Origin of the sequence: Bordetella genomosp. 1, assembly GCF_002261335.1 — a bacterium.
Classification (GTDB): domain Bacteria; phylum Pseudomonadota; class Gammaproteobacteria; order Burkholderiales; family Burkholderiaceae_B; genus Bordetella.
In genome coordinates, this window is the sequence record NZ_NEVL01000001.1 from 791373 (window position 1) to 814594 (window position 23222).

The window sequence follows — 23222 nt, forward strand, 5'->3', positions numbered from 1 at the left end:
TTCCAACAAACAGGAGCTGGCAGCATCATGTTCAAGAAGATCCTGATTCCGACCGACGGTTCCCCGCTCTCCGCGCAAGCCGCCAACGCTGGCATCACGTTCGCGCGCTCGGTGGGCGCCGAAGTCGTGGCGCTCTACGTCACCCAACCCTTCGCCGCCACGATCGGCTTCGACGGCATGGCCGCCGCCTACGCGATCACCGACGAAGACTACGAGAAGGCTTCCGCCGAGCAGGCCGAGAAGTACCTCAAGCAGATCACCGACCGTGCCGCCACCGCGGGCGTGAAGTACGAGGCGCGCGCCGTCTCCAACTTCAACGTCGCCGACGGCATCGTGCAGGCCGCCACCGACGCCGGTTGCGACCTGGTCTTCATCGGCAGCCACGGCCGCAGCGGCCTGTCGCGCCTGCTGCTGGGCAGCGTCACGGCCAAGGTGCTGTCGCTGGCCACCACCGCCGTGCTGGTCTACCGCGTCAAGGAAGACAAGAAGTAAGCCCGGGCGGCGCAGCGCGCCGCCAGGTCGCTTCCCCACCCCCGCCGGGCGCGAGCCCCGCGGGGGTTTGTTTTTTGCGCGCCATCCCCATCTCTCTGGCCTGCGCCGCGAAAGCCATCCGCTAAACCAAGGTTTTATGGCGCCCGCCAGGGCTCCGTACTATGCTTGATCGACAGGCGCACGTTGCGCCGGCGGCCATCAGTTGCCGGCGATCCAACCTGCCACACACCAAGAGGCCATCATGACTCGCAGGACGCGTATCGAGCTCTATCGCAACATCGGAATCAGTGCCCACATCGACGCGGGCAAGACGACGACCACGGAGCGCATCCTTTTCTACACCGGCATCACCCACAAGCTGGGTGAGGTGCACGAAGGCGCGGCCACGATGGACTGGATGGAGCAGGAGCAGGAACGCGGCATCACCATCACGTCGGCCGCCACCACGGCGTTCTGGCGCGGCATGGCGGGCAACTATCCCGAACACCGCATCAACATCATCGACACCCCGGGCCACGTCGACTTCACCATCGAAGTCGAGCGCTCGATGCGGGTGCTCGACGGCGCCGTCATGGTCTATGACTCGGTCGGCGGCGTGCAGCCGCAATCCGAAACCGTCTGGCGCCAGGCCAACAAATACGGCGTGCCGCGCATCGCGTTCGTCAACAAGATGGACCGCGTCGGCGCCGACTTCCTGCGCGTGCAGCGCCAGATCGTCGAACGCCTCAAGGGCGATGCCGTGCCGATCCAGCTGCCGGTGGGCGCCGAAGACCACTTCGAGGGCGTGATCGACCTGATCAAGATGAAGTCCATCATCTGGGACGACGCCACCCAGGGCATGCGTTTCGAGTATCGCGACATCCCCGCCGACCTGCTGCCGCAGGCCGAGCAATGGCGCGAGAAGATGATCGAGAAGGCCGCCGAGGCCAACGAGACGCTGCTCGAGAAGTACCTGTCCGGCGAAGCGCTCACCGAAGAAGAGATCAAGCAGGGCCTGCGCGCGCGCACCATCGCCAACGAGATCGTGCCGATGCTGTGCGGCAGCGCCTTCAAGAACAAGGGCGTGCAGGCCATGCTCGACGCCGTCATCGACTTCCTGCCGTCGCCCGTCGACGTGCCCGCCATCAAGGGCCACGACGAACACGACAAGGAGCTCGAACGCCATCCGGCCGACAACGAGCCGTTCTCGGCGCTCGCCTTCAAGATCATGACCGACCCCTTCGTGGGCCAGCTGGTGTTCTTCCGCGTCTACTCGGGCGTGGTGAAGTCGGGCGACTCGGTGCTCAATCCGCTCAAGGGCAAGAAAGAGCGCCTGGGCCGCATCCTGCAGATGCACGCCAACGAGCGGCGCGAGATCAGCGAGGTCTATGCCGGCGACATCGCCGCCGCCGTGGGGCTGAAAGACGTCACCACCGGCGACACGCTGTCGGATCCGCAGAAGGTCATCATCCTCGAACGCATGACGTTCCCGGAGCCCGTGATCTCGCAGGCCGTCGAGCCCAAGACCAAGGTCGACCAGGAAAAGATGAGCACCGCGCTCAATCGCCTGGCGCAGGAAGACCCGTCGTTCCGCGTGCGCACCGACGAGGAATCCGGCCAGACCATCATCTCGGGCATGGGCGAGCTGCACCTCGAAATCCTGGTCGACCGCATGAAGCGCGAGTTCGGCGTGGAGGCCACCGTGGGCAAGCCGCAGGTGGCCTACCGCGAGACCATCCGCAAGAAGGTCGAAGGGGTCGAGGGCAAGTTCGTCAAGCAGTCGGGCGGCCGCGGCCAGTATGGTCACGTGGTGCTCACGCTCGAGCCGAGCGACGCCGGCAAGGGCTATGAGTTCGTCGACGCCATCAAGGGCGGCGTGGTGCCGCGCGAATTCATCCCGGCGGTCGACAAGGGCATCCAGGAAACGCTCAATTCCGGCGTGCTGGCGGGCTACCCCGTGGTCGACGTGAAGGCCACCCTGACCTTCGGTTCGTACCACGACGTCGACTCCAACGAAAACGCCTTCCGCATGGCGGGCTCGATGGCGTTCAAGGAAGGCATGCGGCGCGCGAGCCCGGTGCTGCTCGAGCCCATGATGCAGGTCGAGGTCGAGACGCCCGAAGACTTCACCGGCAACGTGATGGGCGATCTGTCTTCACGCCGCGGCATCGTGCAGGGCATGGAAGACATCGCGGGCGGGGGCGGCAAGCTGGTGCGCGCCGAGGTGCCGCTGGCCGAGATGTTCGGCTACTCCACCTCGCTGCGCTCGCTGACGCAGGGTCGCGCCACCTACTCGATGGAGTTCAAGCACTACGCCGAAGCGCCGCGTCAGGTCGCCGAGCAGGTGATGGCCGCGCGCGGCAACAAGCCCTGAGCGTACGGGCGTCGCATCGGGTGCCGACTGGCGCCCGATGCCGTTGCCCTCAGGCGGCTGCCGCCGCCTTCAACTGGCCGCGTGGGCGTTTGCGCCCCGCGGCCAGTTTCACGCCGGCCAGGATCAAGCCGAAGCCGAGCGCGTGATAGCCCTGCAGGTGTTCGCCCAGCAGCGGCCAGGCCAGCAGTGCCGCGTAGGCCGGCACGAGAAACATCGACAGGCCGGCCGTGGCCGGACCGGCGCGCTGCACCAGCTTGCCATACACCACATACGCGCCCAGGCTGGGCACCAGCGCCAGGAACAGCAGCGTGCCGTAGAGGCGCGGGTCGTGCAGCGGCGCGGTCGCGCCCATGGCGGCCTCGATGCCGGCGAACGGCGCCAGCGCCACCACCCCGCCCGCCATCATTGCCGCGAGCCGCAGGCTGTCGGGCAGGCGCGGCATCCGGGCGCGCTTGAGCAGCACCGTATAGAAGGCCCAGCCGGTGGCCGCGAACAGCACCCACAGGTCGCCGCTGCCGAACGACAGCGTGGCCAGCACCTGCAGGTCGCCGCGCGTCAGCACGGCCAGCACGCCGGCCAGCGCCAGCAGCAGGCCGGCCGCGCGGGCGGGCGCCAGCGGCTCGCGCCACAGCACGGTTTCGAGCAGCACGACGAGCAGGGGGCTGCAGGAGAAGATCAGCGCGATGTTGGTGGCGCCCGTCGATTGGGCGCCGATGTACTGCGGCGCGACCGCCACGCCCATGCCCAGCAGCGCCAGCGGCAGCAGCGCCGGCCAGGCCTGGCGCAGGGCGTGGCGATGGCGCCGCCAGGCGGGCCAGGCGAAGGGCGCCAGCAGCAGCAGGGCGGTCAGCCAGCGGCCGCAGGCCAGGAAGACGGGCGGCAGGCCGATCTCGTGGGCCCAGCGCGCGGCCACCATGTTCGAGGCGAACAGGGCCGGGGCGGTGGCCAGCATGAGCAGGGTGACGAGCGGCGCGCCGGCGCGCGAGCCGGGCAGGGACGACGAAGAGGGTGCAGCGTGCGACATGGGTGCAGCGGCGCGGATCACGCGCCCGGTAATGCCAGGGAGCCAACCGCTCGGGCCGCGGGGGTGGTGCGGGCCGGGGTCGGGCAGTGCGGGCCGGGTATGGCCTGCATGAGGGATAGTCTATCGGGCGCCAGGCAGAATGTGCTTCTTCATCCTCCCCGGAACGCCCGTACGGGGAGAATGATTCGCTGTATATTCGTCGATCAAGGAAATATTCTTTTTCGGAGCGCCGCGTGAGCCCCCGTCTGGACGATACCGACCGCAAGATCCTGCGCGCGCTGCGCGCCGATGGCCGTCTCACCAACATCAAGCTGGCCGAGATGATCGGCCTGTCGCCCACCCCGTGCTGGAACCGCGTGCGGGCGCTCGAAGAGGCGGGCGTGATCGAGGGCTACACGGCGCTGCTGAACCAGAAGGCGCTCGGCCTGCCCGACACGGTCATGATCGAGGTCACGCTCGAACACCACGACGACGACACGCTCGAGCGCTTCGGCGCGCAGATCGCGGAGCTGCCGGAGGTGGTGGAGGCATTTCTCGTGACGGGAGACTACGACTACCTGATCAAGGTGGCCGTGGCGGGCACCGAGGGCTATGAGCAGTTTCTGCGCAAGCGGCTCTACAAGCTGCCGGGCGTGCGGCACAGCCGCTCCACCTTCGTGTTGCGGCGCCTGAAGCAGACGGCCTCGGTGGCGCCCTGACGCGGGCGCCGCGGCCTCAGGATTTCCGGGGTGCGCCGCCCTGCGCGATCACGCTCTTTTCGCCGCGGGCCGCGATGCGTTTCTCCCAGCCGTGGATCGCGCCCAGCACGAACAGCGCCAGCAGCGTGCTGACCACGGCGGTGGCCTCGCGGCCCATGCCGGCGGCGATGCCGACGGCCGCCGTGAGCCAGATGCTCGCAGAGGTGGTGAGACCGCGGATCTCGCGCTCATCCGACAGCTTGATGATCGCGCCGGCGCCCAGGAAGCCGATCCCCGCGATCACGCCCTGCAGCACGCGGCTGAGGTCGGCCACTTCCATGCCGTTCTGCACCGGCACCAGCACGAACAGGGCGGCGCCCAGGGCCACCAGCATGTGCGTGCGCAGGCCGGCGGCCTTGCCGCTGCGCTCGCGCTCGTAGCCGATCAGGCCACCCAGGATCACCGCCACCAGCAGCCGCAGGATCACGCGCGTCGCCTCGCCCACATCGGGGATATCGGCAAATTCGCTGCGCACGGTCAGCCAGATTTCGTGCCACACGCCTTCCATCGATCGCTCCGGACGAATCCCGCCATCGCGGCGGGGCGTTTCAAGTTGAATCCAGCATAACCGCAGTCATCGGGCAGGGCTATCATGACGCAGGCCAAGTACGCGCCCGACCGGGTGCCCCTCAGGACCGCTGGAGTCTTTCACGATGATGGATTATCTGCTTTCGCTTGCGCAATCCCCCGCCGCCTGGGCCGCCCTGGCCACGCTGATCGCCATGGAAGTGGTGCTCGGCATCGACAACCTCATCTTCATCTCCATCCTCACCAACAAGCTGCCGCCCGAGCAACGCAGCCGCGGCCGGCGCATCGGCATCGGCGCCGCGCTGATCCTGCGCCTGGCCCTGCTCGGCACGGTGGCGTTCATCGTGAGGCTCAACACCCCGGTGTTCACGCTGTTCGGCGAAGGCTTCTCCTGGCGCGACATCATCCTGATCGCGGGCGGCCTGTTCCTGGTCTGGAAGGCGACGCGCGAGATCCACCATCACGTCGATCCCGCGCCCAGCGGCGACGTCTACGACAGCAGCCGCCAGACCATCGGCTTCGCGGCCGCGATCGGGCAGATCCTGATGCTCGACCTGGTGTTCTCGATCGACAGCATCATCACGGCGGTGGGCATGACGCCGCACATCCCGATCATGGTGATCGCCGTGATCGTCGCCGTGACCGTGATGCTGGTGGCCGCCGATCCGCTGGCCAGGTTCATCGAGCGCAACCCCACCATCGTGATGCTGGCCCTGGCCTTCCTGCTGATGATCGGCATGGTGCTGGTGGCCGAGGGCTGCGGCGCGCACGTGCCCAAGGGCTACATCTACGCGGCGATGGCGTTCTCGGCGGCCGTGGAAGGGCTCAACATGCTGGCGCGGCGTGCGCGCCAGCGGCGCGGGCAGGGCGCCCACTGAGCCTGCGGCCGTCCGCGTGCGGGGTGGTTCAGCCGAGGAAGTCGGCGATGGCCTGGTTGAAGGCGCGCGGATTGCCGAGGTTCATGCCGTGCGACGAACCGGCGATCGCCACGCGCTGCGCCTGCGGCATCAGCGCCTGCAGGCGCGCGATGAACTCGGGGTAGGGCGGCGGGCTGAGCGCGCCGCCGATCAGCAGCGTGGGCAGGCCGAGCGCGGCCAGCGCGTCCAGGTCGAGCGGCGCGGGCGGTTCGGCCGCCTGGCCGAGCAGAGTGGCGGCGTTGTCGCGCACCATGTCCTTGAACCACGGCACCATGCGGCGCCAGGTGTCCGGCCCCGTGACCGTGTCGATGAAGAGCGCCAGGCCGGTGTCGGCGTCGCCCGCGCGGATGTGCTCGAGCGCGCGCTGGCGGAAGTCGCCGCGGTCGTCCGCGCCCGGCAGCGACAGGCCCGGGTCGGCCAGCGTCAGCGTGCGCACCAGGTCGGGCCGCGCCAGCGCCGCCTCGATGGCGATGCGGCCGCCGCGCGAGTGCCCCACCAGATGCGCCGGCTCGCCGGCCACGCGCTCGATGAACGCGAGCACGTCGGCCGTGTGCTGCTGAATCGAGAATCCCGGCCCCGCGCCGTCCCATTGCTCCGGCCAGTAGTGGCGCAGCGAGGGCGCCAGCACGCGGAACTGCCGGCCCAGTGGCGCCAGCTGCGGCTTCCAGTAGCGGCAGTCGCACAGCGAACCGTGGATCAGCACCATGGGCGCGCCCGCGCCGTGTTCGGTGTAGGTGAGCGGGTAGTCGGAGAGGGCGACCGTCTGCAGGTCGAGCTGGGGTTCGGAACGCATGATGCCGGGAGTCTGGAGCAGGCTGCGATTCTAGCGCGCTACACTTTCCCCCGTTCACCCACCGAGGAAACCGAAAGATGGATGCGCCCGACCTGGAAGCCCTGCCCGAATCCGCCCGCCGCGTGGCGCGCCTGTTGATCGAGCTCGGCCACGACCGTCCCGTGGTCATGCTGCCGCAGACCGGCAAGACCTCGGCCGAGGCCGCGGCCGGGCTCGGTTGCGAGGTGGCGCAGATCGCGAAGTCGATCATCTTCCGCCGGCTCAAGGACAACGCGCCGGTGCTGGTGGTGGCCAGCGGCATCAACCGCGTCGACGAGGCCAAGGTCGCCGCCCGCGTGGGCGAGCTGGGCAAGGCCGACGCGCGCTTCGTGCGCGACACCTCGGGCTACGCCATCGGCGGCGTGTGCCCCATCGGCCATGTGGTCAAGCCCGTCATGCTGCTCGACGAGGATCTGTTCCGCTACGACAGCCTGTGGGCCGCGGCCGGCCATCCCAACGCCGTCTTCAACCTCACGCCCGCCCAGCTGGCGCGCATGACCGGCGCCGAGGCCGCCGACGTGGCCCTGCGCGCCTGAGCGTTCAGCGGCGCTGGCGCGCGCGCTGGTTCGAGCTGTAGATGTTGTCGCGCTGGGGCAGCGGCGCGCCCTCCAGCCCCGCCAGCCATTGCGCGGTGCTCATCACGTTGGCGAAGCGCGTCTGCATCACGATGCTGAAGACGCGGTGGATCTCCTCCGCGCTGGCCGCGCCCGCGCTGTTCTCGTACGGCACCGAACCGCTCGCGTCCTGCAGGAACTCCACGCCGAAGCCGTAGCGCGTGGCGTCCTTCGCGGTGGCGTCGTCGCAGTTGTGGGTCATGTAGCCCGCCAGCGTCACCGTGTCGATGCCGCGCCCCACCAGCCAGGGCAGCAGCCCGGTGTCCGTGAAGGCGCTCGGCAGCTTCTTCTCCACCAGCAGATCGTGGCCACGCCGCGCGACCTCCTCGTGCAGCGCCGCGCCGTGGCTGCCGCGCGCGAACACCGGCGCGGTCTCGGGGCCGACGTTCTGCACCACCACCAGCGCCAGCCCGTGCCGGCGTGCCGCGTCCATCGCGGCCGTGATGTTGGCCAGCGAAACGGCGGGATCGGGGTACTCGATCGGCAGGTCGCCGGTGAAGTATTCGTTCTGCACGTCGATGACGATCAGGGCGCGGCGCGGGGTCTGGCTCATGGGATGGATTCCGTCGGATGGATCGCGGTGCGCGATCCCTGCCGGCATTGTGCGCAGCCGCGCGCGGGCGCCCAAGTGGCCCGCGAGACAATATTCGATAGAATCGGGCCATCGGCCGGGCGGGCCCTCCGCCCGGCCCCGGCCGCCGGAGCGCAGCATGCCCGATTCCGAAGCGATCGCCGTCGCCGTGGTGGCGTTCGACCGCATCAGCCCCTTTCATCTGTCCGTGCCCTGCGTGGTGTTCGAGCCGCGCAGCGACCCGCGCCTGCCGCGCTACACCCTCACCGTGTGCGCGGCCGAGCCGGGGCCGCTGCGCACCAACGCGGGCTTCGAGATCGTTACCCCTCACGGCCTGGATGCGCTGGCCCGCGCCGACATCGTGATCGTGCCGAGCTGGCGCGATCCGGCCGAACCGGCGCCGCCGGCCCTGGTCGCGGCGCTGCAGGCCGCCCACGCGCGCGGCGCGCAACTGGTGGGCCTGTGCCTGGGCGCCTTCGTCCTGGCCGAGGCCGGCCTGCTCGACGGGCTCGGCGCCACCACGCACTGGATGTGGGCGGAGGACTTCGCGCGGCGCTTCCCGGCCGTGCGGCTCGATGCCGAGGTGCTGTACGTCGACGAAGGCCGCATCCTCACCTCGGCCGGCACCGCCGCCGGCATCGACTGCTGCCTGCACCTGCTGCGCGAACGGCACGGCGCGGAGGTGGCAAACCAGATGGCGCGCCGGCTCGTCACGCCGGCCCATCGGCAGGGCGGACAGGCGCAGTACGTGGAGCGGCCGGTGGCCGCCGAGGCCAGCCCCGACCGGCTGGCCGAGACCCTGCAATGGGCGGGCACGCAGCTGCATCGCCCGCTCGACCTCGACACGCTGGCCGCGCGCGCGGCCATGAGCCGGCGCACCTTCACGCGGCGCTTTCGCCAGGTCACCGGCACCACGCCGGGCAACTGGCTGGCAGGCCAGCGCCTCCTGCTGGCGCAGCGGCTGCTCGAGGCGGCGGATACGTCGATCGATGAGGTGGCCGAGCGTGCCGGCTTCGGCACGGCGGCCTCGCTGCGGCAGCAGTTTGCCCGCGTGCTGCGCACCTCGCCTTCGGCCTACCGGCGCACCTTCCGCGCCGGCTGAAGGCTCAGTGGACCTGGGTCGACAGGCCGTCGACCAGCACGTGCGGGCGGCCCTGCGAGCAGCGCTCCACCCGGGCCAGCACGCCGTAGACCTGGTCGAGCGACTGCGGCGTGATCACGGCGGCCGGCGCGCCGCTCGTGTGCATGGCGCCGGCGCGGATCATCCAGGCGCCGTCGGCGTGCTGGAGGGCGGCGTTCACGTCGTGCAGCGCGGCCAGCGTGATGAGGCCGTGCTCGCGCGTTTCCTGGCGCAAGAGCGTCATGACGTGGAATTGATAGTTGGGGTCGAGCGCGGAGAGCGGCTCGTCGAGCAGCAGCACGCGCGGCCGCCGGATCAGCGCCTGCGCCAGCCCCACCAGCTGCTTCTGCCCGCCGGAGAGTTCGTCGAGAAAGCGCAGCGCCAGATGGGCGATGCCCAGCCGTTCGAGCAGCGCGTTGATGGCCTCGAGGGTGGGCCGGCCATCGCGCGGCGGATGGGCCTCGGCGGCGGCGCGTACCGATTCGATCACGCGCAGGTGCACGTCGGCGGGCAGGCTCTGCGGCAGGTACACCAGGTCGCGCGACCGCGTGCCGATGTCGAGCCGACACAGGTCCTGCTCGCCCAGCAGCACCGCGCCGGCGCGCGGCGGCACCAACCCGGCCATGGCCTTGAGCAGGGTCGACTTGCCGCTGCCGTTCGGGCCCAGCAGCGCGGTCAGCGAGCCCGGCGCCAGCGGGCCCGCATCGAGCGCGTTCACCACCGCCGGCGCGCGGCCGTAGCCGGCCGTGAGGCCGCGCAGCACGAGGCTTCGGGACGCGCTCACAGGCTGGCGGGCCGGCGCAGCAGCACGGCCAGGAAGAAGGGCACGCCGACCAGGGCGGTGAGGATGCCCACCGGCACGATCACGCCGTCGAGCAGGTTCTTCGACAGCAGCGAGGCGGCCGACAGGATCAGCGCGCCCGTGAGCGCGCTGCCCGGCAGGAAATAGCGGTGGTCTTCGCCGAACAGGCGGCGCGCGATGTGCGGCGCCACCAGCCCGACGAAGCCGATCGTGCCGACGAAGGCCACGGCCAGCGCCGACAGCACGCTCACGCGCGCGATCACGCCGAGCCGCACGCGCCGCACGTCCACGCCGAAGCTGGCCGCGCGCTCTTCGCCCAGCCGCAGCGCGGTCAGGCGCCAGGCCTGCGCCTGCGCCAGCGGCAGGGCCACGGCCAGGGCCAGGGCCATGATTCCCACGCTGCTCCAGTTGGCGCGCGTCATGCTGCCCATGGTCCAGAACACGAGGTTCTGCAGCGCCTGCGCGCTGGCGACGAACTGGATGAGCGAGGTGAGGGCGTTGAAGCTGAACACCAGCGCCACGCCGAACAGCACGATGCTGGCCGTGCCGATGCCGCGCCGGCGCGCCACCGCGTCGAGCAGCAGGCCGCACAGCGCGGCGAAGAGGAAGGCGTTGACCGGCACCAGCCAGTCCAGCGGCAGGCCCGGCAGCCCGGCCTGCAGCACGATCGCCAGCGAGGCGCCGAGCGCCGCGGCCGACGACACGCCGAGCGTGTACGGGCTGGCGAGCGGATTGTTGAGGATGGTCTGCATCTCGGCCCCGGCCAGGCCGAGCGCCGCGCCCACCATGGTGGCCATGGCCGCCTGCGGCAGCCGGATGTCCCAGACGATCACGCGCGTGCTCACGTCCGCGGCGGCGGGCGAGAACACGGTGGCGAAGAGTTCGGAAGGCGTGAGCCCGGACGGGCCCAGCAGCAGGTCGGCGGCGACGCAGGCCAGCGCGACGGCGAACAGGCCGCTGGCGAGCAGCCAGCGCCGGCCGGTCAGGCCGCGGTAGGCGGCCACCGCATCGGGCGGCGTGCCGCCAGCCGGCGTGACGGCCATTACTGCAGCAGTTGCAGGCGGCTCTTGGCCGTGTTGGCGGCGGGCGCCGTGGGGTAGTCGCGCACGATGCGTTGCAGCGTGGACTTGGCGCCGGCGCGATTGTTCATTTCGATCTGGCTGCCGGCGATCACGAGCAGCGCGTCGGGCGCGCGCGGATTGTCGGGCGAGTTCTGGACCAGGGTGTTGAGCTGTTCGATCGCGCCCTTGAAGTCTTTCATGGCGTAGCGGCTGCTGCCCAGGTAGAACTGCGCGGTCGGGGCCAGCGGGCTGTTGGGATACAGCGCGACGAAGGCGGCCAGCGACTCGGCTGCGTCCTTGTATTGGGCCTTGCGGAACTGGTCGATCGCGCCGTCGTAGGCGGCCTGTTCCTGCGGGTCGGCGGCATTCACGCCCGGCGGGTTGCCGGCGTGCTGCTGCTGGCCCTGTGCGCCGCCCGAATTGGGCTGCTGGCGCGAGATGAGTTCGAGCTGGTCGCGCAGTTGCGCGATTTCCTGTTGCAGCGACTGGATCTGGTCGGCCAGCTGCAGGCGGGCGCGCTGGTTCTGTTCGTTCTGTTGCTGCACCTGCTGGCGCAGTTCGAGGATGGCCCGGCGGGCTTCATCGTCGGCAAAGGCATGGGCAGGAGCGGCCAGGCCGGCGCAGGCAATGCTGACGCTGATGACCAGGGATCGCAGGGACAGGGCTCGATCGCGCATAGAAATTCCAGGATCTAGAAATGCAAAACGTCGGGGCGGCCGGTTGACCGTCCCGACGCGTTGTGGGGCTACTGACTCGCTAGGAGTGCTTAACGCTGATAAACGATATCAGCGCGGCGGTTTTCCGCGAAGTCAGCTTCAGACGTACCCGTCGCCTTGGGCTTTTCCTTGCCCAGGGAGATGGTTTCGATCTGGTTGTCGGTCACGCCGAGCAGCGTCATCATGCGACGCACGGCATCGGCACGACGCTGGCCCAGGGCCAGGTTGTACTCGGCGCCGCCGCGTTCGTCGGTGTTGCCTTCGATCTTGATGCGCTGTTGCGGGTGCGAAGCCAGGTAACGGGCGTGGGTTTCGACCAGGCCGCGGTATTGGTCCGACACGGAGTAGCTGTCGAAGTCAAAGTACACCGAGCGCTGTTGCGCCAGGATGCTTTGGGGGTTGAACGGATCCAGGATTTGGCCAGAGGCCGAACCTTGGCCGGAGCCGCTGCCCTGACCGGCTTTATCGTCGAGAGGGACGGAGCTGCAAGCTGCCAGCGTGGCAGCAAGAGCAGCGATGGTTAGGCTTTTGGCAATGCGCGACTTCATGATAGTTCCTTTGCAAAGAGAGTCACACGTGTTATCGGGTAAATGGGCCCCACGTTGGTTCACGTATTTCCCCATTCAGGACTGACAAGGTCTGCCGCACGCGGCCGTCGCTCGAAACGCCTGCCAGGACGCTACGGCCATTTTGGATGGTTGCGTAGAGGACCTGCATGCCATTGGGCGCAAAACTCGGCGACTGATCGTCTCGACCATCAGTCAGCAAGTTTTCGGTGCCAGAGGACAGGTTCAGCGATGCGATACGAAACGCGCCGTCGCGTCTAGCAACGTACAGCAGCGTCGATCCGTCGGGGGAAATTCGGGGCGAAATGTTGTAACCACCGTTAAAAGTGAGGCGGCGTGCGTCGCCACCATCCAGGCCGGTCTGATAGATCTGCGGCCCGCCACTGCGGTCACTGGTAAAGATAATGGAACGGCCGTCGGGCGTAAAGGTCGGCTCGGTGTCAATCCCGGGCGAACGCGTAATACGGCGCATATTCGAGCCGCCGCCTGCGCTGACGATGTAAATTTGCGACAACCCGTCACGGGTCAGCGCGACAGCCAGCTGGCTGCTGTCGGGTGCCCAGGCGGGTGCGCTGTTGTTGCCCTTGAAGTTGGCGACCGGCACGCGCGCGCTGGTGGCCAGCGTGTGCACGTACACCACCGGCTTGCCCGACTCGAAGCTCACGTAGGCGAGCTTGCTGCCATCGGGCGACCAGGCCGGCGAAATGATCGGCTCGCGCGAACGCAGCGCGACCTGCGGGTTCTGGCCGTCGGCATCGGCGACCTGCAGCTCGTAGGTCGTGCCCTGCTTCAGCACATAGGCGATGCGGGTCGAGAACACGCCACGCACGCCAGTGATCTTTTCGTAGATCCGGTCGGCGATCTGGTGCGCCACGCGGCGCAGTTCCTGTTCGGAACCGGAGAACGCCACGCCGTCGAGCTGGGCCTTCTTGACCGTGTCGCCGAGGCGATACTTGACGTCGTAGCGGCCATCGGCCGTGCGGGTGATCGAGCCGTAGGCGATGAAGTCGGCGCCGCGGCCACGCCAGTCGTCGAAGGCGATCTGCGAGTCCACATTCAGACCGGCGCCGGCGGCGTTGATCAGGCGGAACTGGCCCGTGCGGGTCAGGTCGGCGCGGATCACTTCGGCCAGGGCACGGCCACGGGTGTCATCGCCAGCGAAGTCGGCGATGGCGACTGGGTATTGCGTGGCACCGGTACCGGAAATGTCCACGCGCAGCTGGGCGTGGGCCGGTTGCCAGGCCAGCACGGCGGCGACGAGCAGCACCAGTGCGAGGCCGTACGAACGCAAGATCCCCGGCAGGGTGTGTCGGGATGCGGGTGTCATGGTCGGCAATCTCCTGTCAATCATACATACGGTAAATAACGTCGATGAGGGGCTCGTAGCGGCCCGTCGAAGGCTTCGGGAACGGGTTGCAGCGGCGGATGCCGGTCTCGACCGCGCGGTCGAAGCCGGTGTTGCCGGACGAGCGCGTCAGCGACACGCCCTTGACCGATCCGTCATTGTTCAACTGTACCCGGTATTCAGCCGTCGGATTGCCCGAGCCGGCGCGCGGCGGGGTGGGGTAAGCCACGCCCGGCTGCACGCAGGCACGCACCTTGGCGCCGTAGCCGTCGTCGCGTCCGCCGCCGGCCTGATTGCGGTCGGCGGTGCCGCCCGGAATCCCGGCCGCGCCGAGCGCGTCGTTGCGGAAGGCATCGCGCAGCGCCTTGTCGGCGGCGGCCTTCTTGGCGGCTTCTTCCTTGGCCTTCTTCTCGGCGGCAGCCTTCTTCTCGGCAGCCGCCTTCTCGGCCGCGGCCTTTTCGGCGGCGTCCTTCTTGGCTTGTTCTTCCTTGGCCTTCTTCTCGGCAGCGGCCTTCTCGGCCGCAGCCTTTTCGGCGGCGTCCTTCTTGGCCTGCTCTTCCTTGGCCTTCTTCTCGGCCGCCGCCTTCTCGGCAGCCGCCTTTTCCGCCGCAGCCTTCTCGGCGGCGGCCTTTTCGGCGGCCTTGCGTTCCTGGTCGAGGCGCTGCTTTTCCTTCAGCTCCGCGGCCTTGCGCTCATCTTCGAGACGCTGCTTTTCCTTGGCGGCCTCGGCAGCCTCGCGCGCCTTCTTCTCTTCCTCGCGCTTCTTGCGCTGCTCTTCGAGCGCGATCTCGGGATCGGGCTTGTCCTCGGGCTGCACCGACTGTTGCGGCGGCGGCGGGGGAGGCGGCGGGGGAGGCGGGGGCGGCGGCGCGGGATCCGGCTCGGGCTGGGGTTCCGGCGTGGGGTCGGGTTTGGGCGTGGGCTTGGGCTCTTCCTGGGGCGGCGGGGGCGAGACCGGCGAATTGCCGTCGGCCCACAGCTCGACCTGCACCGGGCCCGGGTTTTCCGAGCGCCAGTTCACGCCGAGGATGAGCGCGACCAGGAGCAGCACGTGCACCGCCACCGCCAGGCCCATGGCCTTGCGGTTGTCCTGCTGCTCGGGAGTGGCAGGGGCGCTGTCGTCGTGCTTGAAGAGAGGTGGCGTCATGCGTTGCTAAGGTCGTCGAGCGGCGGATTAACGTTTCGGGGCGGGTTTCGCCTGGCTCTGGGAAGCACCGCCGCCGCTCTGGTCGACCAGCAGGCCCAGCTTGGTGATGCCGCTCGAACGCAGCTCGTCCATGACCTTGACCACCGTTTCGTACGGGACCTTGCCATCGGCCGCGATCACGACCGGCGTGTCGGCCGTGATGCGCGACTGCACTTCCGAGACCAGCGCCGTGTTGGCGATCTCGGTGGGCGTGGCGCCGGGTTCGCGCATGCGCAGCGCGATCTTGCCGGCCTCGTCGATCTGGACCTCGAGCGGCGTGGCGGGCACGTCCGATGCCTGGCCGACCGACGGCAGCTGGATCAGGCCGGGCGTGATCAGCGGCGCGGTCACCATGAAGATCACCAGCAGGACCAGCATCACGTCGATGTACGGCACGACGTTGATGTCGGCCTTCATGCGGCGGCCGCCACGGCCGCTGGAGCGTACCGAGGGCATCAGCGCACCTGTCGTTGCAGGATGTTCAGGAACTCGTCGACGAAGCTGTCGAAGCGGATCGACAGCCGGTCGATGTCATTGGTGAATCGGTTGTAGGCCACCACCGCGGGGATGGCGGCGAACAGGCCGATGGCCGTGGCGATCAGCGCTTCGGCGATGCCGGGTGCGACCGAGGCCAGCGTGGCCTGCTGCATGTTCGACAGGCCGATGAAGGCGTGCATGATGCCCCACACGGTGCCGAGCAGGCCGATGTACGGGCTGACGGAGCCGGCGGACGCCAGGAAGTTGAGGTGGGATTCCAGCGAGTCCATCTCGCGCTGGTAGGCGGCGCGCATGGCGCGGCGCGGACCATCGAGCATCTCGCTGCCGCCGCCGCTGCGGCGCGCTTTCAGGAACTCGGTCATGCCGGCATCGAAGATGCGGGCCAGGGCGCCTTGCTCGTCGCGGCGCGAGGCCACGGCTTGCTGCAGCATGGCGAGGTCGCCGCCCGACCAGAAATCGTCTTCGAAACGGCGGGTCTGCTGGTGCGCACGCTTGATGGCCATGCGCTTGGCGAAGATATAGGTCCAGGACATGATGGAAATGCCCAGGAGCATCAACATGATGAGCTGTACCGGCACGCTGGCGTGCGAGATCAGCGAAAGCAACGACATGTCGTTGGTGACTTGCATGGTTATCCCTGAAGAAATTCCAGTTTGGCGCGTAGTGCAGCCGGCAACTCCGCCGGACGCATGCGAACCGAGTCGACACAGCAGACTTGGATTTGCCCTTCGGCCAGCAGTTCCCCGTCTCGCAGTGCACGCTGCGCGAAGTGTATCGAAGCCCGGCCCAGACGTGTAACACGACTGGTGATTGTCAGTAAGTCATCAAGACGGGCGGGCTTGCGGTACGCCATGTCCAGGCTGGCCACGACGAACAGCCGCCCCGCCTCGCGCACCAGCGTGGACTGGTCCACGCCGAGCTCGCGCAACCACTCGGTGCGCGCGCGCTCGAAGAACTTGAGGTAATTGGCGTAGAAAACCACCCCGCCGGCGTCGGTGTCTTCGTAATAGACACGGACACGCAGGGTGGATTCGGGGGACGTCGAAGAACTCACGATGGATGACGACTACGTGGAAACCCGGGCCAGCGTGGCCCGGGGGCGCAGTCTACAGCGTTTCGAGCTTGTCCAGTACAGTTTGCAGCGCGGAATCTGCGGGAATCTTCGCGGCCTCGGATTCGCGGCGCGCCTGCACCTCGATCACGCCGTCGTTCAGACCCCGCTCGCCCACCGTCACGCGCAGCGGCACGCCGATCAGCTCCCATTCCGCGAACATCACGCCGGGGCGCGCATCGCGGTCGTCGAGGATCACGTCGACGCCGCGCGCCTTGAGCGATTCGTAGAGTTCCGTTGCCTTGTTACGAACGGTTTCACTTTTGCCCCAGCCCACGGGGCAGATCACCACCTCGAAGGGGGCGATGCCGCGCGGCCAGATGATGCCGCGGGCGTCGTGATTCTGCTCGATGGCCGCGCCCACGATGCGGGTCACGCCGATGCCGTAGCAGCCCATTTCCATCGTCGCCGGCTTGCCGGTTTCGTCGAGGAAGGTGGCCTTGAGCGCCTTCGAATACTTGGTGCCGAGGTAGAACACGTGGCCCACTTCGATGCCGCGCTGGATCGCCAGATGGCCCTTGCCGTCGGGCGAGGGGTCGCCCTCCACGACGTTGCGCAGATCCGTCACCAATTCGGCTTCAGGCAGGTCGCGGCCCCAGTTCACGCCGCGGATGTGGAAGTCTTCGCGATTCGCGCCGCAGACCCAGTCGGCCATGTTGGCGACGGTGCGGTCGACCACCAGGCGCACCGGGCGGACGGTGTTGACCGGGCCGAGGTAGCCCGGCTTGCAGCCGAAGTGCTCCACGATCTCGGCTTCGGTGGCGAAGCGGTAGCCCGCCAGGCCCGGCACCTTGCCGGCCTTGATTTCGTTGAGCTCGTGGTCGCCGCGCAGCAGCAGCAGCCACACCTGCACCGGCTTGCCTTCCTCTTCGGTGGCCAGCACGATCGACTTGACCGTCTGCGCCAGCGGGATCCCGAGCAGCTCGGCCACCGCCTCGCACTTGGCGGCGCCCGGCGTGGGCACCTCGGCCATGGCTTCCGTGGGCGCGGCGCGTTCCGGCAGCAGATTGGGCGCCTCGGCCAGCTCGATGTTGGCGGCGTAGTCGCTGTCGGGGTTGTAGACCAGCAGGTCTTCGCCGGTGTCGGCGATCACCTGGAATTCATGGCTGCGCGAGCCGCCGATGGAGCCGGTGTCGGCCGCGACGGCGCGGAACTGCAGGCCCAGGCGCGAGAAGATGCGCATGTAGGCCTGATACATGTTGTCGTAGCTGCGCTGGGCGCCGGCTTCGTCGCGGTCGAAGGAATAGGCATCCTTCATGGTGAATTCGCGGCCGCGCATCAGCCCGAAGCGGGGCCGGCGCTCGTCACGGAACTTGGTTTGGATGTGATAGAAGTTGATAGGGAGCTGGCGATAGCTCTGGATCTCGTTGCGCGCCACGTCCGTGATCACCTCTTCCGAGGTGGGCTGCAGCACGAAATCGCGCTGGTGTCGATCCTTGATGCGCAGCAGTTCCGGGCCGTACTGCACCCAGCGGCCCGACTCCTCCCAGAGCTCGGCCGGCTGGACCACCGGCATCAGCAGCTCGATGGCGCCGGCGTCGTTCATCTCGGTGCGGACGATGTTTTCGATCTTGCGGATCACCTTCAGGCCCAGGGGCATGTAGGTATAGATGCCGCCGGCCAGCTTGCGGATCATGCCCGCCCGGGTCATCAGTTGATGGCTGGCGACTTCCGCCTCGGCGGGAGCCTCTTTCAGGGTGTTGATGTGGTAGTTGGATGCGCGCATGTTTGAGAGTGGCAGCAGATACGTATAATCAACTGTAATTGTATTGAATTCGGTGGGGGTGGCCCATGCTTGATCGCGAAGGCTACCGCCCCAATGTCGGCATCATTCTCGTCAATGGCAAAAACGAGGTCTTTTGGGGCAAGCGAATCCGGGAACACGCATGGCAGTTCCCGCAGGGCGGCATCAAGTACGGCGAAAGCCCGGTGCAAGCCATGTATCGCGAGCTCCATGAAGAAGTGGGCCTGAAGCCCGAGCATGTCCGTATTTTGGGGCGTACACGAGATTGGCTGCGTTACAACGTGCCGGACCATTTCGTCCGGCGCGAGTGGCGTGGTCACTATAAAGGACAAAAACAGATCTGGTTCCTGTTGCGGCTGGTCGGCCGTGACAGCGATGTGTGCCTGCGCTCGACGCAGCATCCGGAATTCGATGCCTGGCGCTGGAGCCAGTATTGGGTGCCGCTCGATGCCGTGATCGAGTTCAAGCGCGAGGTCTATACGCAGGCTTTGAACGAGTTGGCAGCCATTCTTTTCCGCCGTCACCACGAGACGCGCTATCTGCGCCAACGGGTGCACGGACCGCGCACTTCGCCCGACAACCCGCAAGCAGAGACGGACGGTCATGCGCATATTGCTGGTTGAAGACGAACGCGACATGGCGTCGTGGTTGATGCGGGCGCTCGCCCAGAGCGGCTTCCTGCCCGACCACGCGCCGGACGCGCGCACGGCCGAAGGCCTGATGGCGGGCAACGAATACGACGCGATCGTGATGGACCTGCGCCTGCCCGACAAACACGGTCTGGTGCTGCTGCGCGAGATGCGCAACCGCGACGACCGCACCCCGGTGCTGCTGCTGACGGCGCAGGGCGCGCTGCAGGATCGCGTGCGCGGGCTCAATCTGGGTGCCGACGATTTCCTCACCAAGCCGTTTGCGCTCGAGGAGCTCGAGGCGCGCCTGACCGCCCTGGTCCGGCGCAGCCGCGGCCGCCAGCACCCGCGCCTGCAATGCGGTTCGCTTTCCTACGACGGCGAAAGCCGCGCGTTCACGCTCGACGGCTCCCTGCTGTTCCTGACGCCGCGCGAGCACGCCGCCCTGGCGGCGCTGCTCACCCGCAGCGGCTACCCGGTCGACAAGACCCAGCTGTTCGGCAAGGTGTTCACGCACGACAGCGAGGCCAACCCCGATGCGATCGAGGTCGTGTTGCACCGCCTGCGCAAGAAGCTGGCGGGCAGCGACGTGCGCATCGTGACCGTGCGCGGGCTGGGCTACATGCTCGAAAGCGTGGTCAGTGAACCCGCCAAGGAAGAGTAGGGCGCAGGCCCTGCCCGAAGACGCCGCGCCGGCCGTGCCCGCGCGGCGTTTGCGCATGGCGCTGCGCCCGCCGCTGGTCGGGATCCGCGCGCTGCTCATCTCGCTGCTGCTCCCCGGCGTGGTCATGCTGCTCGTGATCGACAGCTGGAACGACTACCGCACGCTCTCCACCATCACCAACGAGGCCTACGACTCGGCGCTGCTCGAGCCCGCGCGGGTGCTCGAGAGCAGCCTGGAGTTCACGCCCGACGGCATGCTGCAGGTGGCCACGCCGCTCTATGCGCAGGTCATGCTGGAATCGCGCGCCGGGCTGCGCAAGTATTACCGCATCGAAGAGATCGATCCGCCGCGGCCGGAAGGCAGCCAGGTCGGTCCGGGCGAGGGCCGCTCGCTGGCCGGCATGCCCGAGATGCCGCGCCCGCCGGTCTGGCCGGTGGGCAACGGCAACCCGGTGTTCTACGACGCCGTCTATCGCAACGATCCGGTGCGCGTGGTGGCCGTGCTGCGCGATCTCTATTACCGCGGCAATCACCGCCAGGTGCTGGTGATCGTGGCCGAAAGCATCGGCAAGCGCGTGGCCGCCGAGGCCAACGCGCAGCGCCAGGAAGTGCTGCGCGACGCGCGCATGCTGGCGCTGGTGGCGCTGCTTGTGTGGTGGGGCGTGAGCTGGGCGCTGCGGCCGCTGGTGCGGCTGCGCAACGACATCCGCTCGCGACCGCCCGACGATCTCACCCCGCTCGACGCCGCGCGCGTGCCCAGCGAAGTGGCGCCGCTGGTCGAGGCGGTGAACCACCACATCGCGCGCCATCGCCGCGTCATCGACGAACAATCGCAATTCCTGGCCGACGCCTCGCACCAGCTGCGCACGCCGCTGGCCATCATGCTGACGCAGGCGCAGTACGCGCTGCGCGAGCGCGATCCGGTGCGCGCGCAGGAAGGGCTGCGCGCCATCGTCGACCAGCTCGGCCGCACGCGCCGCCTCACCGAGCAGCTGCTGTCGCTGGCGCACGCCAGCCAGGCCGACCCGACACCGCGCCAGGCGCTGGATTTCAATGAGCTTGCACGCAACGTCGTGCTGCAATACCTCCCGCTCGCGCACGACAAGCGCCAGGATCTCGGCTGGGTGGATGTGCGCGGCGACGATGCCGCACCGAGCGACGGCGGCGCGGCCACCGTGCCGGTGCTGGGCAGCGAGGCGGAACTGCACGAGGTGATGTCGAACCTCGTGCACAACGCCATCAACTACGCGCCCGTGGGCGCGCGCATCACCGTGTCGGTGGTGCGGCAGGGCGCCCATGCCGAGTTCATCGTCTCCGACGACGGGCCGGGCATCGCGCCCGAACTGCGCGCCCGCGCGTTCGCACGCTTCGACCGCATCGACGCCGAACGTGCGACCACCGCGTCGGGCTCGGGCCTGGGCCTCGCGATCGCGCGCGCCTTCGCGCGGCGCAACGATGGCGACATCGAATTGCGCGACGGCGAGCCCAACGCGCAAGGCGGCACGGGCCTGGCCGCCGTGTTCTGGATCCCCATGATCAGTGATAACCCTGGGATTCAGGAACCCGACAGCGCATAGAAAGCCGATTAGCAGCTTCGCTCCGTATTCTCCACGCCTATCCCGGCAAACGGGATGACGTCATCCGCATTTGGGATGCCGTACTACGAACCGCGCCACGGCGCGCGAGGAGCAAGTGTGGAGTTATCTAGCTACAAGAAGGACTACTACGGGGGCGCGCTGATGGTGTTGATCGGCATCGGCGCCGTCTATGCCGGTACCGACTATCACCTGGGTTCCTTGTCCCACATGGGGCCGGGCTTCTTCCCCGCCGCCATCGGTTCGCTGCTGGCGCTGGTCGGTCTGATGATCGCCGCGTCGGCGCGTTCGCGCGGCGCGGAAACGGTCAGCGAGAAGGCCGTGCCGGTCGAAGGCGGCCACGGCCACGCCTTCCCCGACCTGCGCGGCGGCGCCTGCATTCTGCTGGGCATCCTCGCGTTCCTGTTGCTCGGCGAGTGGGGCGGCCTGCTGCCGGCGACCTTCGCCATCGTGTTCATTTCCGCCTTGGGCGATCGCACCAACACCATCAAGCAGGCCCTGTTGCTGTCGGCCTCGATGTGCGCGATCGCGATCGTCGTTTTCTGGTGGGCGCTGCAGCTGCAGCTGCCGCTGTTCCGTTGGGGTTGAAGCGCCATGATCTCTCAATCCTTGCAAGACCTCTGGTATGGCTTCGGCGTCGCATTCCAGCTGCACAACCTGATGTGGTCGTTCTTCGGCGTGCTGGTCGGGAACCTGATCGGCGTGCTGCCCGGCATGGGCGCGCTGTCGGCCATCTCGATCCTGCTGCCGCTCACCTACGTGATGCATCCGGTGCCCGCCATCCTGATGCTGGCCGGCATCTTCTACGGCTCGCAATACGGTGGCGCGATCGGCGCGATCCTGCTCAATCTGCCTTCGCATCCGCCGCACGCGGTGACCTGCCTGGACGGCTATCCACTGACCAAACAGGGCAGGGGCGGGACAGCGCTCGGCATCACGATGATCTGCTCGTTCTTCGCGGCATCGGTGGGCATCATCGTCATGATCTTCGCCTCGCCGCTGCTGGTCGAGATCGCGTTCAAGTTCGGCCCGACCGAGATCTTCTCGATCATGCTGCTGGGCTTGCTTGCGGGCGCAACCATGTCGCGCGGCTCGCCGCTCAAGGGCGTGGCCATGACGCTGTTCGGCCTGATGTGCGGCGTGGTGGGCACCGACGTGAACACCGGCACGATCCGCTTCTCGTTCGGCCTGATCGACCTGTCCGATGGCCTCGAACTCGTGGCGATCTCGATGGGCCTGTTCGGCGTGGCCGACTTCCTGATGAGCGTGAACCGCATGGCCACCATCAGCACGGGCGCCAAGCTGCGCGTGCGTGACATGCGCCCCAGCCGCCAGGAAATGAAGGAAGCCTTCATGCCCATGGTGCGCGGCACGCTGGTGGGCACCGTGTTCGGCGCCATGCCCGGCACCGGCCCGACCATCACCACCTTCATCGCCTACGCGCTGGAGCGCAAGGTCTCGAAGACGCCGGAGAAGTTCGGCACCGGCATGATCGCCGGCGTGGCCGCGCCCGAAGCCTCGTCGCACTCGAAGACGCAGGTCGACTTCATCCCGACGATGAGCCTGGGCATTCCGGGCGACGCCGTGATGGCGCTGATCCTGGGCGCGCTGCTGATCCAGGGCATCCAGCCCGGCCCGCAACTGATCACCGAGCATCCGGACATCTTCTGGGGCCTCATCGCCAGCTTCTGGGTGGGCAACGTGCTGCTGATGGTGCTCAACGTGCCGCTGATCGGCGTGTGGGTCAAGCTGCTGCAGGTGCCGTACCGCTACCTGTTCCCGTCCGCGCTGTTCTTCATCGCCGTGGGCGTGTTCAGCACGCAGAACAGCCTCTTCCAGATCTGGGAAGTGCTCGCTTTCGGCGTGATCGGTGCGCTCCTGATGTTCCTCGACTTCTCGGTCGCGCCGATCCTGCTCGGCTTCGTGCTCGGCCCCATGGTCGAAGAGAACTTCCGTCGCGCACTGCTGCTGTCGCGCGGCGACCTGGCGGTGTTCGTCGAGCGTCCCATCAGCGCCTGGTTCATCGCGGCCAGCGCCTTGCTGATCCTGGCGCAGGTCTGGAGCTTCGTGCGGCGCAACCGCAAGAAGGCGCCGGTGCCGGCCGACGCATCGACCTGA

General features: G+C 68.1%; 25 protein-coding genes. 11 read left to right on the forward strand and 14 right to left on the reverse strand.

Annotated features, from left to right (window positions below):
- The first annotated feature begins 27 nt into the window (after positions 1-27).
- Together CEG14_RS03630 and fusA are read left to right on the forward strand one after the other, a co-directional pair.
- A complete protein-coding gene (locus CEG14_RS03630; protein ID WP_094824974.1) occupies positions 28-492 on the forward strand; it encodes a universal stress protein in 465 nt (154 codons plus the stop codon).
- 241 nt (positions 493-733) lie between these two features.
- Complete coding sequence (gene fusA / locus CEG14_RS03635) at positions 734-2845, forward strand: elongation factor G (RefSeq protein WP_094824975.1); 2112 nt, start codon at positions 734-736, stop codon at positions 2843-2845.
- 49 nt (positions 2846-2894) lie between these two features.
- On the opposite strand, the gene CEG14_RS03640 is transcribed toward fusA, so the two are convergent.
- The gene (locus CEG14_RS03640; RefSeq protein WP_256985568.1) at positions 2895-3869 is read right to left on the reverse strand and encodes a DMT family transporter; all 975 of its coding nucleotides are present in this window, start codon (positions 3867-3869) and stop codon (positions 2895-2897) included.
- Between the two features lie 233 nt (positions 3870-4102).
- Here CEG14_RS03640 and CEG14_RS03645 point away from each other — a divergent pair, with 233 nt between their 5' ends.
- Positions 4103-4567, forward strand: a complete 465-nt coding sequence (locus CEG14_RS03645) for an Lrp/AsnC family transcriptional regulator (RefSeq protein ID WP_094824976.1) — start codon at positions 4103-4105, stop codon at positions 4565-4567.
- Between the two features lie 16 nt (positions 4568-4583).
- On the opposite strand, the gene CEG14_RS03650 is transcribed toward CEG14_RS03645, so the two are convergent.
- Positions 4584-5114 (reverse strand): MgtC/SapB family protein, encoded by a 531-nt coding sequence (locus CEG14_RS03650; RefSeq protein WP_094824977.1) that lies wholly within the window; start codon positions 5112-5114, stop codon positions 4584-4586.
- A gap of 148 nt (positions 5115-5262) precedes the next feature.
- On the opposite strand from CEG14_RS03650, the gene CEG14_RS03655 reads away from it, so the two are divergent.
- Complete coding sequence (locus CEG14_RS03655; protein ID WP_094825273.1) at positions 5263-6012, forward strand: TerC family protein; 750 nt, start codon at positions 5263-5265, stop codon at positions 6010-6012.
- A 28-nt stretch (positions 6013-6040) separates the two neighbouring features.
- Here CEG14_RS03655 and CEG14_RS03660 read toward each other — a convergent pair whose 3' ends face one another.
- Positions 6041-6844, reverse strand: a complete 804-nt coding sequence (locus CEG14_RS03660) for an alpha/beta fold hydrolase (RefSeq protein ID WP_094824978.1) — start codon at positions 6842-6844, stop codon at positions 6041-6043.
- 77 nt (positions 6845-6921) lie between these two features.
- Here CEG14_RS03660 and CEG14_RS03665 point away from each other — a divergent pair, with 77 nt between their 5' ends.
- Positions 6922-7419, forward strand: a complete 498-nt coding sequence (locus tag CEG14_RS03665) for a YbaK/EbsC family protein (protein WP_094824979.1) — start codon at positions 6922-6924, stop codon at positions 7417-7419.
- Between the two features lie 4 nt (positions 7420-7423).
- Here CEG14_RS03665 and CEG14_RS03670 read toward each other — a convergent pair whose 3' ends face one another.
- Positions 7424-8050, reverse strand: a complete 627-nt coding sequence (locus CEG14_RS03670; protein WP_094824980.1) for a cysteine hydrolase family protein — start codon at positions 8048-8050, stop codon at positions 7424-7426.
- A 157-nt stretch (positions 8051-8207) separates the two neighbouring features.
- Between CEG14_RS03670 and CEG14_RS03675 the strand changes: the two genes are divergently transcribed.
- Positions 8208-9170 carry a helix-turn-helix domain-containing protein gene (locus CEG14_RS03675; protein WP_094824981.1) on the forward strand — a complete coding sequence of 321 codons (963 nt, stop codon included), beginning with the start codon at positions 8208-8210 and terminating at the stop codon, positions 9168-9170.
- Between the two features lie 4 nt (positions 9171-9174).
- Here CEG14_RS03675 and CEG14_RS03680 read toward each other — a convergent pair whose 3' ends face one another.
- The 10 genes from CEG14_RS03680 to CEG14_RS03725 form a co-directional block, all read right to left on the reverse strand.
- Positions 9175-9972: an ABC transporter ATP-binding protein gene (locus CEG14_RS03680; protein ID WP_094824982.1), complete on the reverse strand. Its 798-nt coding sequence runs from the start codon at positions 9970-9972 to the stop codon at positions 9175-9177.
- Positions 9969-11033, reverse strand: a complete 1065-nt coding sequence (locus CEG14_RS03685) for a FecCD family ABC transporter permease (RefSeq protein ID WP_094824983.1) — start codon at positions 11031-11033, stop codon at positions 9969-9971. The genes CEG14_RS03680 and CEG14_RS03685 overlap by 4 nt, the downstream gene beginning before the upstream one ends.
- Positions 11033-11728, reverse strand: a complete 696-nt coding sequence (ybgF, locus tag CEG14_RS03690; protein WP_094824984.1) for a tol-pal system protein YbgF — start codon at positions 11726-11728, stop codon at positions 11033-11035. Before ybgF ends, CEG14_RS03685 begins: the two co-directional genes overlap by 1 nt.
- A gap of 89 nt (positions 11729-11817) precedes the next feature.
- Positions 11818-12315 (reverse strand): peptidoglycan-associated lipoprotein Pal, encoded by a 498-nt coding sequence (pal, locus tag CEG14_RS03695; protein ID WP_094824985.1) that lies wholly within the window; start codon positions 12313-12315, stop codon positions 11818-11820.
- A gap of 31 nt (positions 12316-12346) precedes the next feature.
- Positions 12347-13660, reverse strand: coding sequence for a Tol-Pal system beta propeller repeat protein TolB (tolB, locus tag CEG14_RS03700; RefSeq protein ID WP_094824986.1), 1314 nt, complete (start codon positions 13658-13660; stop codon positions 12347-12349).
- Between the two features lie 16 nt (positions 13661-13676).
- Complete coding sequence (tolA, locus tag CEG14_RS03705) at positions 13677-14825, reverse strand: cell envelope integrity protein TolA (protein WP_094824987.1); 1149 nt, start codon at positions 14823-14825, stop codon at positions 13677-13679.
- A 27-nt stretch (positions 14826-14852) separates the two neighbouring features.
- Complete coding sequence (gene tolR / locus CEG14_RS03710; RefSeq protein ID WP_094824988.1) at positions 14853-15320, reverse strand: protein TolR; 468 nt, start codon at positions 15318-15320, stop codon at positions 14853-14855.
- A complete protein-coding gene (gene tolQ, locus CEG14_RS03715; protein WP_094824989.1) occupies positions 15320-15991 on the reverse strand; it encodes a protein TolQ in 672 nt (223 codons plus the stop codon). Before tolQ ends, tolR begins: the two co-directional genes overlap by 1 nt.
- 2 nt (positions 15992-15993) lie before the next feature.
- Complete coding sequence (gene ybgC / locus CEG14_RS03720; RefSeq protein ID WP_094824990.1) at positions 15994-16416, reverse strand: tol-pal system-associated acyl-CoA thioesterase; 423 nt, start codon at positions 16414-16416, stop codon at positions 15994-15996.
- Positions 16417-16468: 52 nt separating this feature from the next.
- Positions 16469-18199, reverse strand: a complete 1731-nt coding sequence (locus CEG14_RS03725) for a proline--tRNA ligase (RefSeq protein WP_094824991.1) — start codon at positions 18197-18199, stop codon at positions 16469-16471.
- 65 nt (positions 18200-18264) lie between these two features.
- On the opposite strand from CEG14_RS03725, the gene CEG14_RS03730 reads away from it, so the two are divergent.
- The 5 genes from CEG14_RS03730 to CEG14_RS03750 all read left to right on the forward strand — a co-directional run bounded on the left by CEG14_RS03730 (position 18265) and on the right by CEG14_RS03750 (position 23222).
- A complete protein-coding gene (locus tag CEG14_RS03730; protein WP_094824992.1) occupies positions 18265-18840 on the forward strand; it encodes an RNA pyrophosphohydrolase in 576 nt (191 codons plus the stop codon).
- On the forward strand, positions 18821-19510 hold the full coding sequence (locus CEG14_RS03735) for a response regulator (RefSeq protein WP_094824993.1): 690 nt from the start codon (positions 18821-18823) through the stop codon (positions 19508-19510). Before CEG14_RS03730 ends, CEG14_RS03735 begins: the two co-directional genes overlap by 20 nt.
- 55 nt (positions 19511-19565) lie before the next feature.
- Positions 19566-21086 carry a sensor histidine kinase gene (locus CEG14_RS03740; RefSeq protein ID WP_094824994.1) on the forward strand — a complete coding sequence of 507 codons (1521 nt, stop codon included), beginning with the start codon at positions 19566-19568 and terminating at the stop codon, positions 21084-21086.
- 162 nt (positions 21087-21248) lie between these two features.
- A complete protein-coding gene (locus tag CEG14_RS03745) occupies positions 21249-21692 on the forward strand; it encodes a tripartite tricarboxylate transporter TctB family protein (protein WP_094824995.1) in 444 nt (147 codons plus the stop codon).
- A gap of 6 nt (positions 21693-21698) precedes the next feature.
- Positions 21699-23222, forward strand: coding sequence for a tripartite tricarboxylate transporter permease (locus CEG14_RS03750; protein ID WP_094824996.1), 1524 nt, complete (start codon positions 21699-21701; stop codon positions 23220-23222).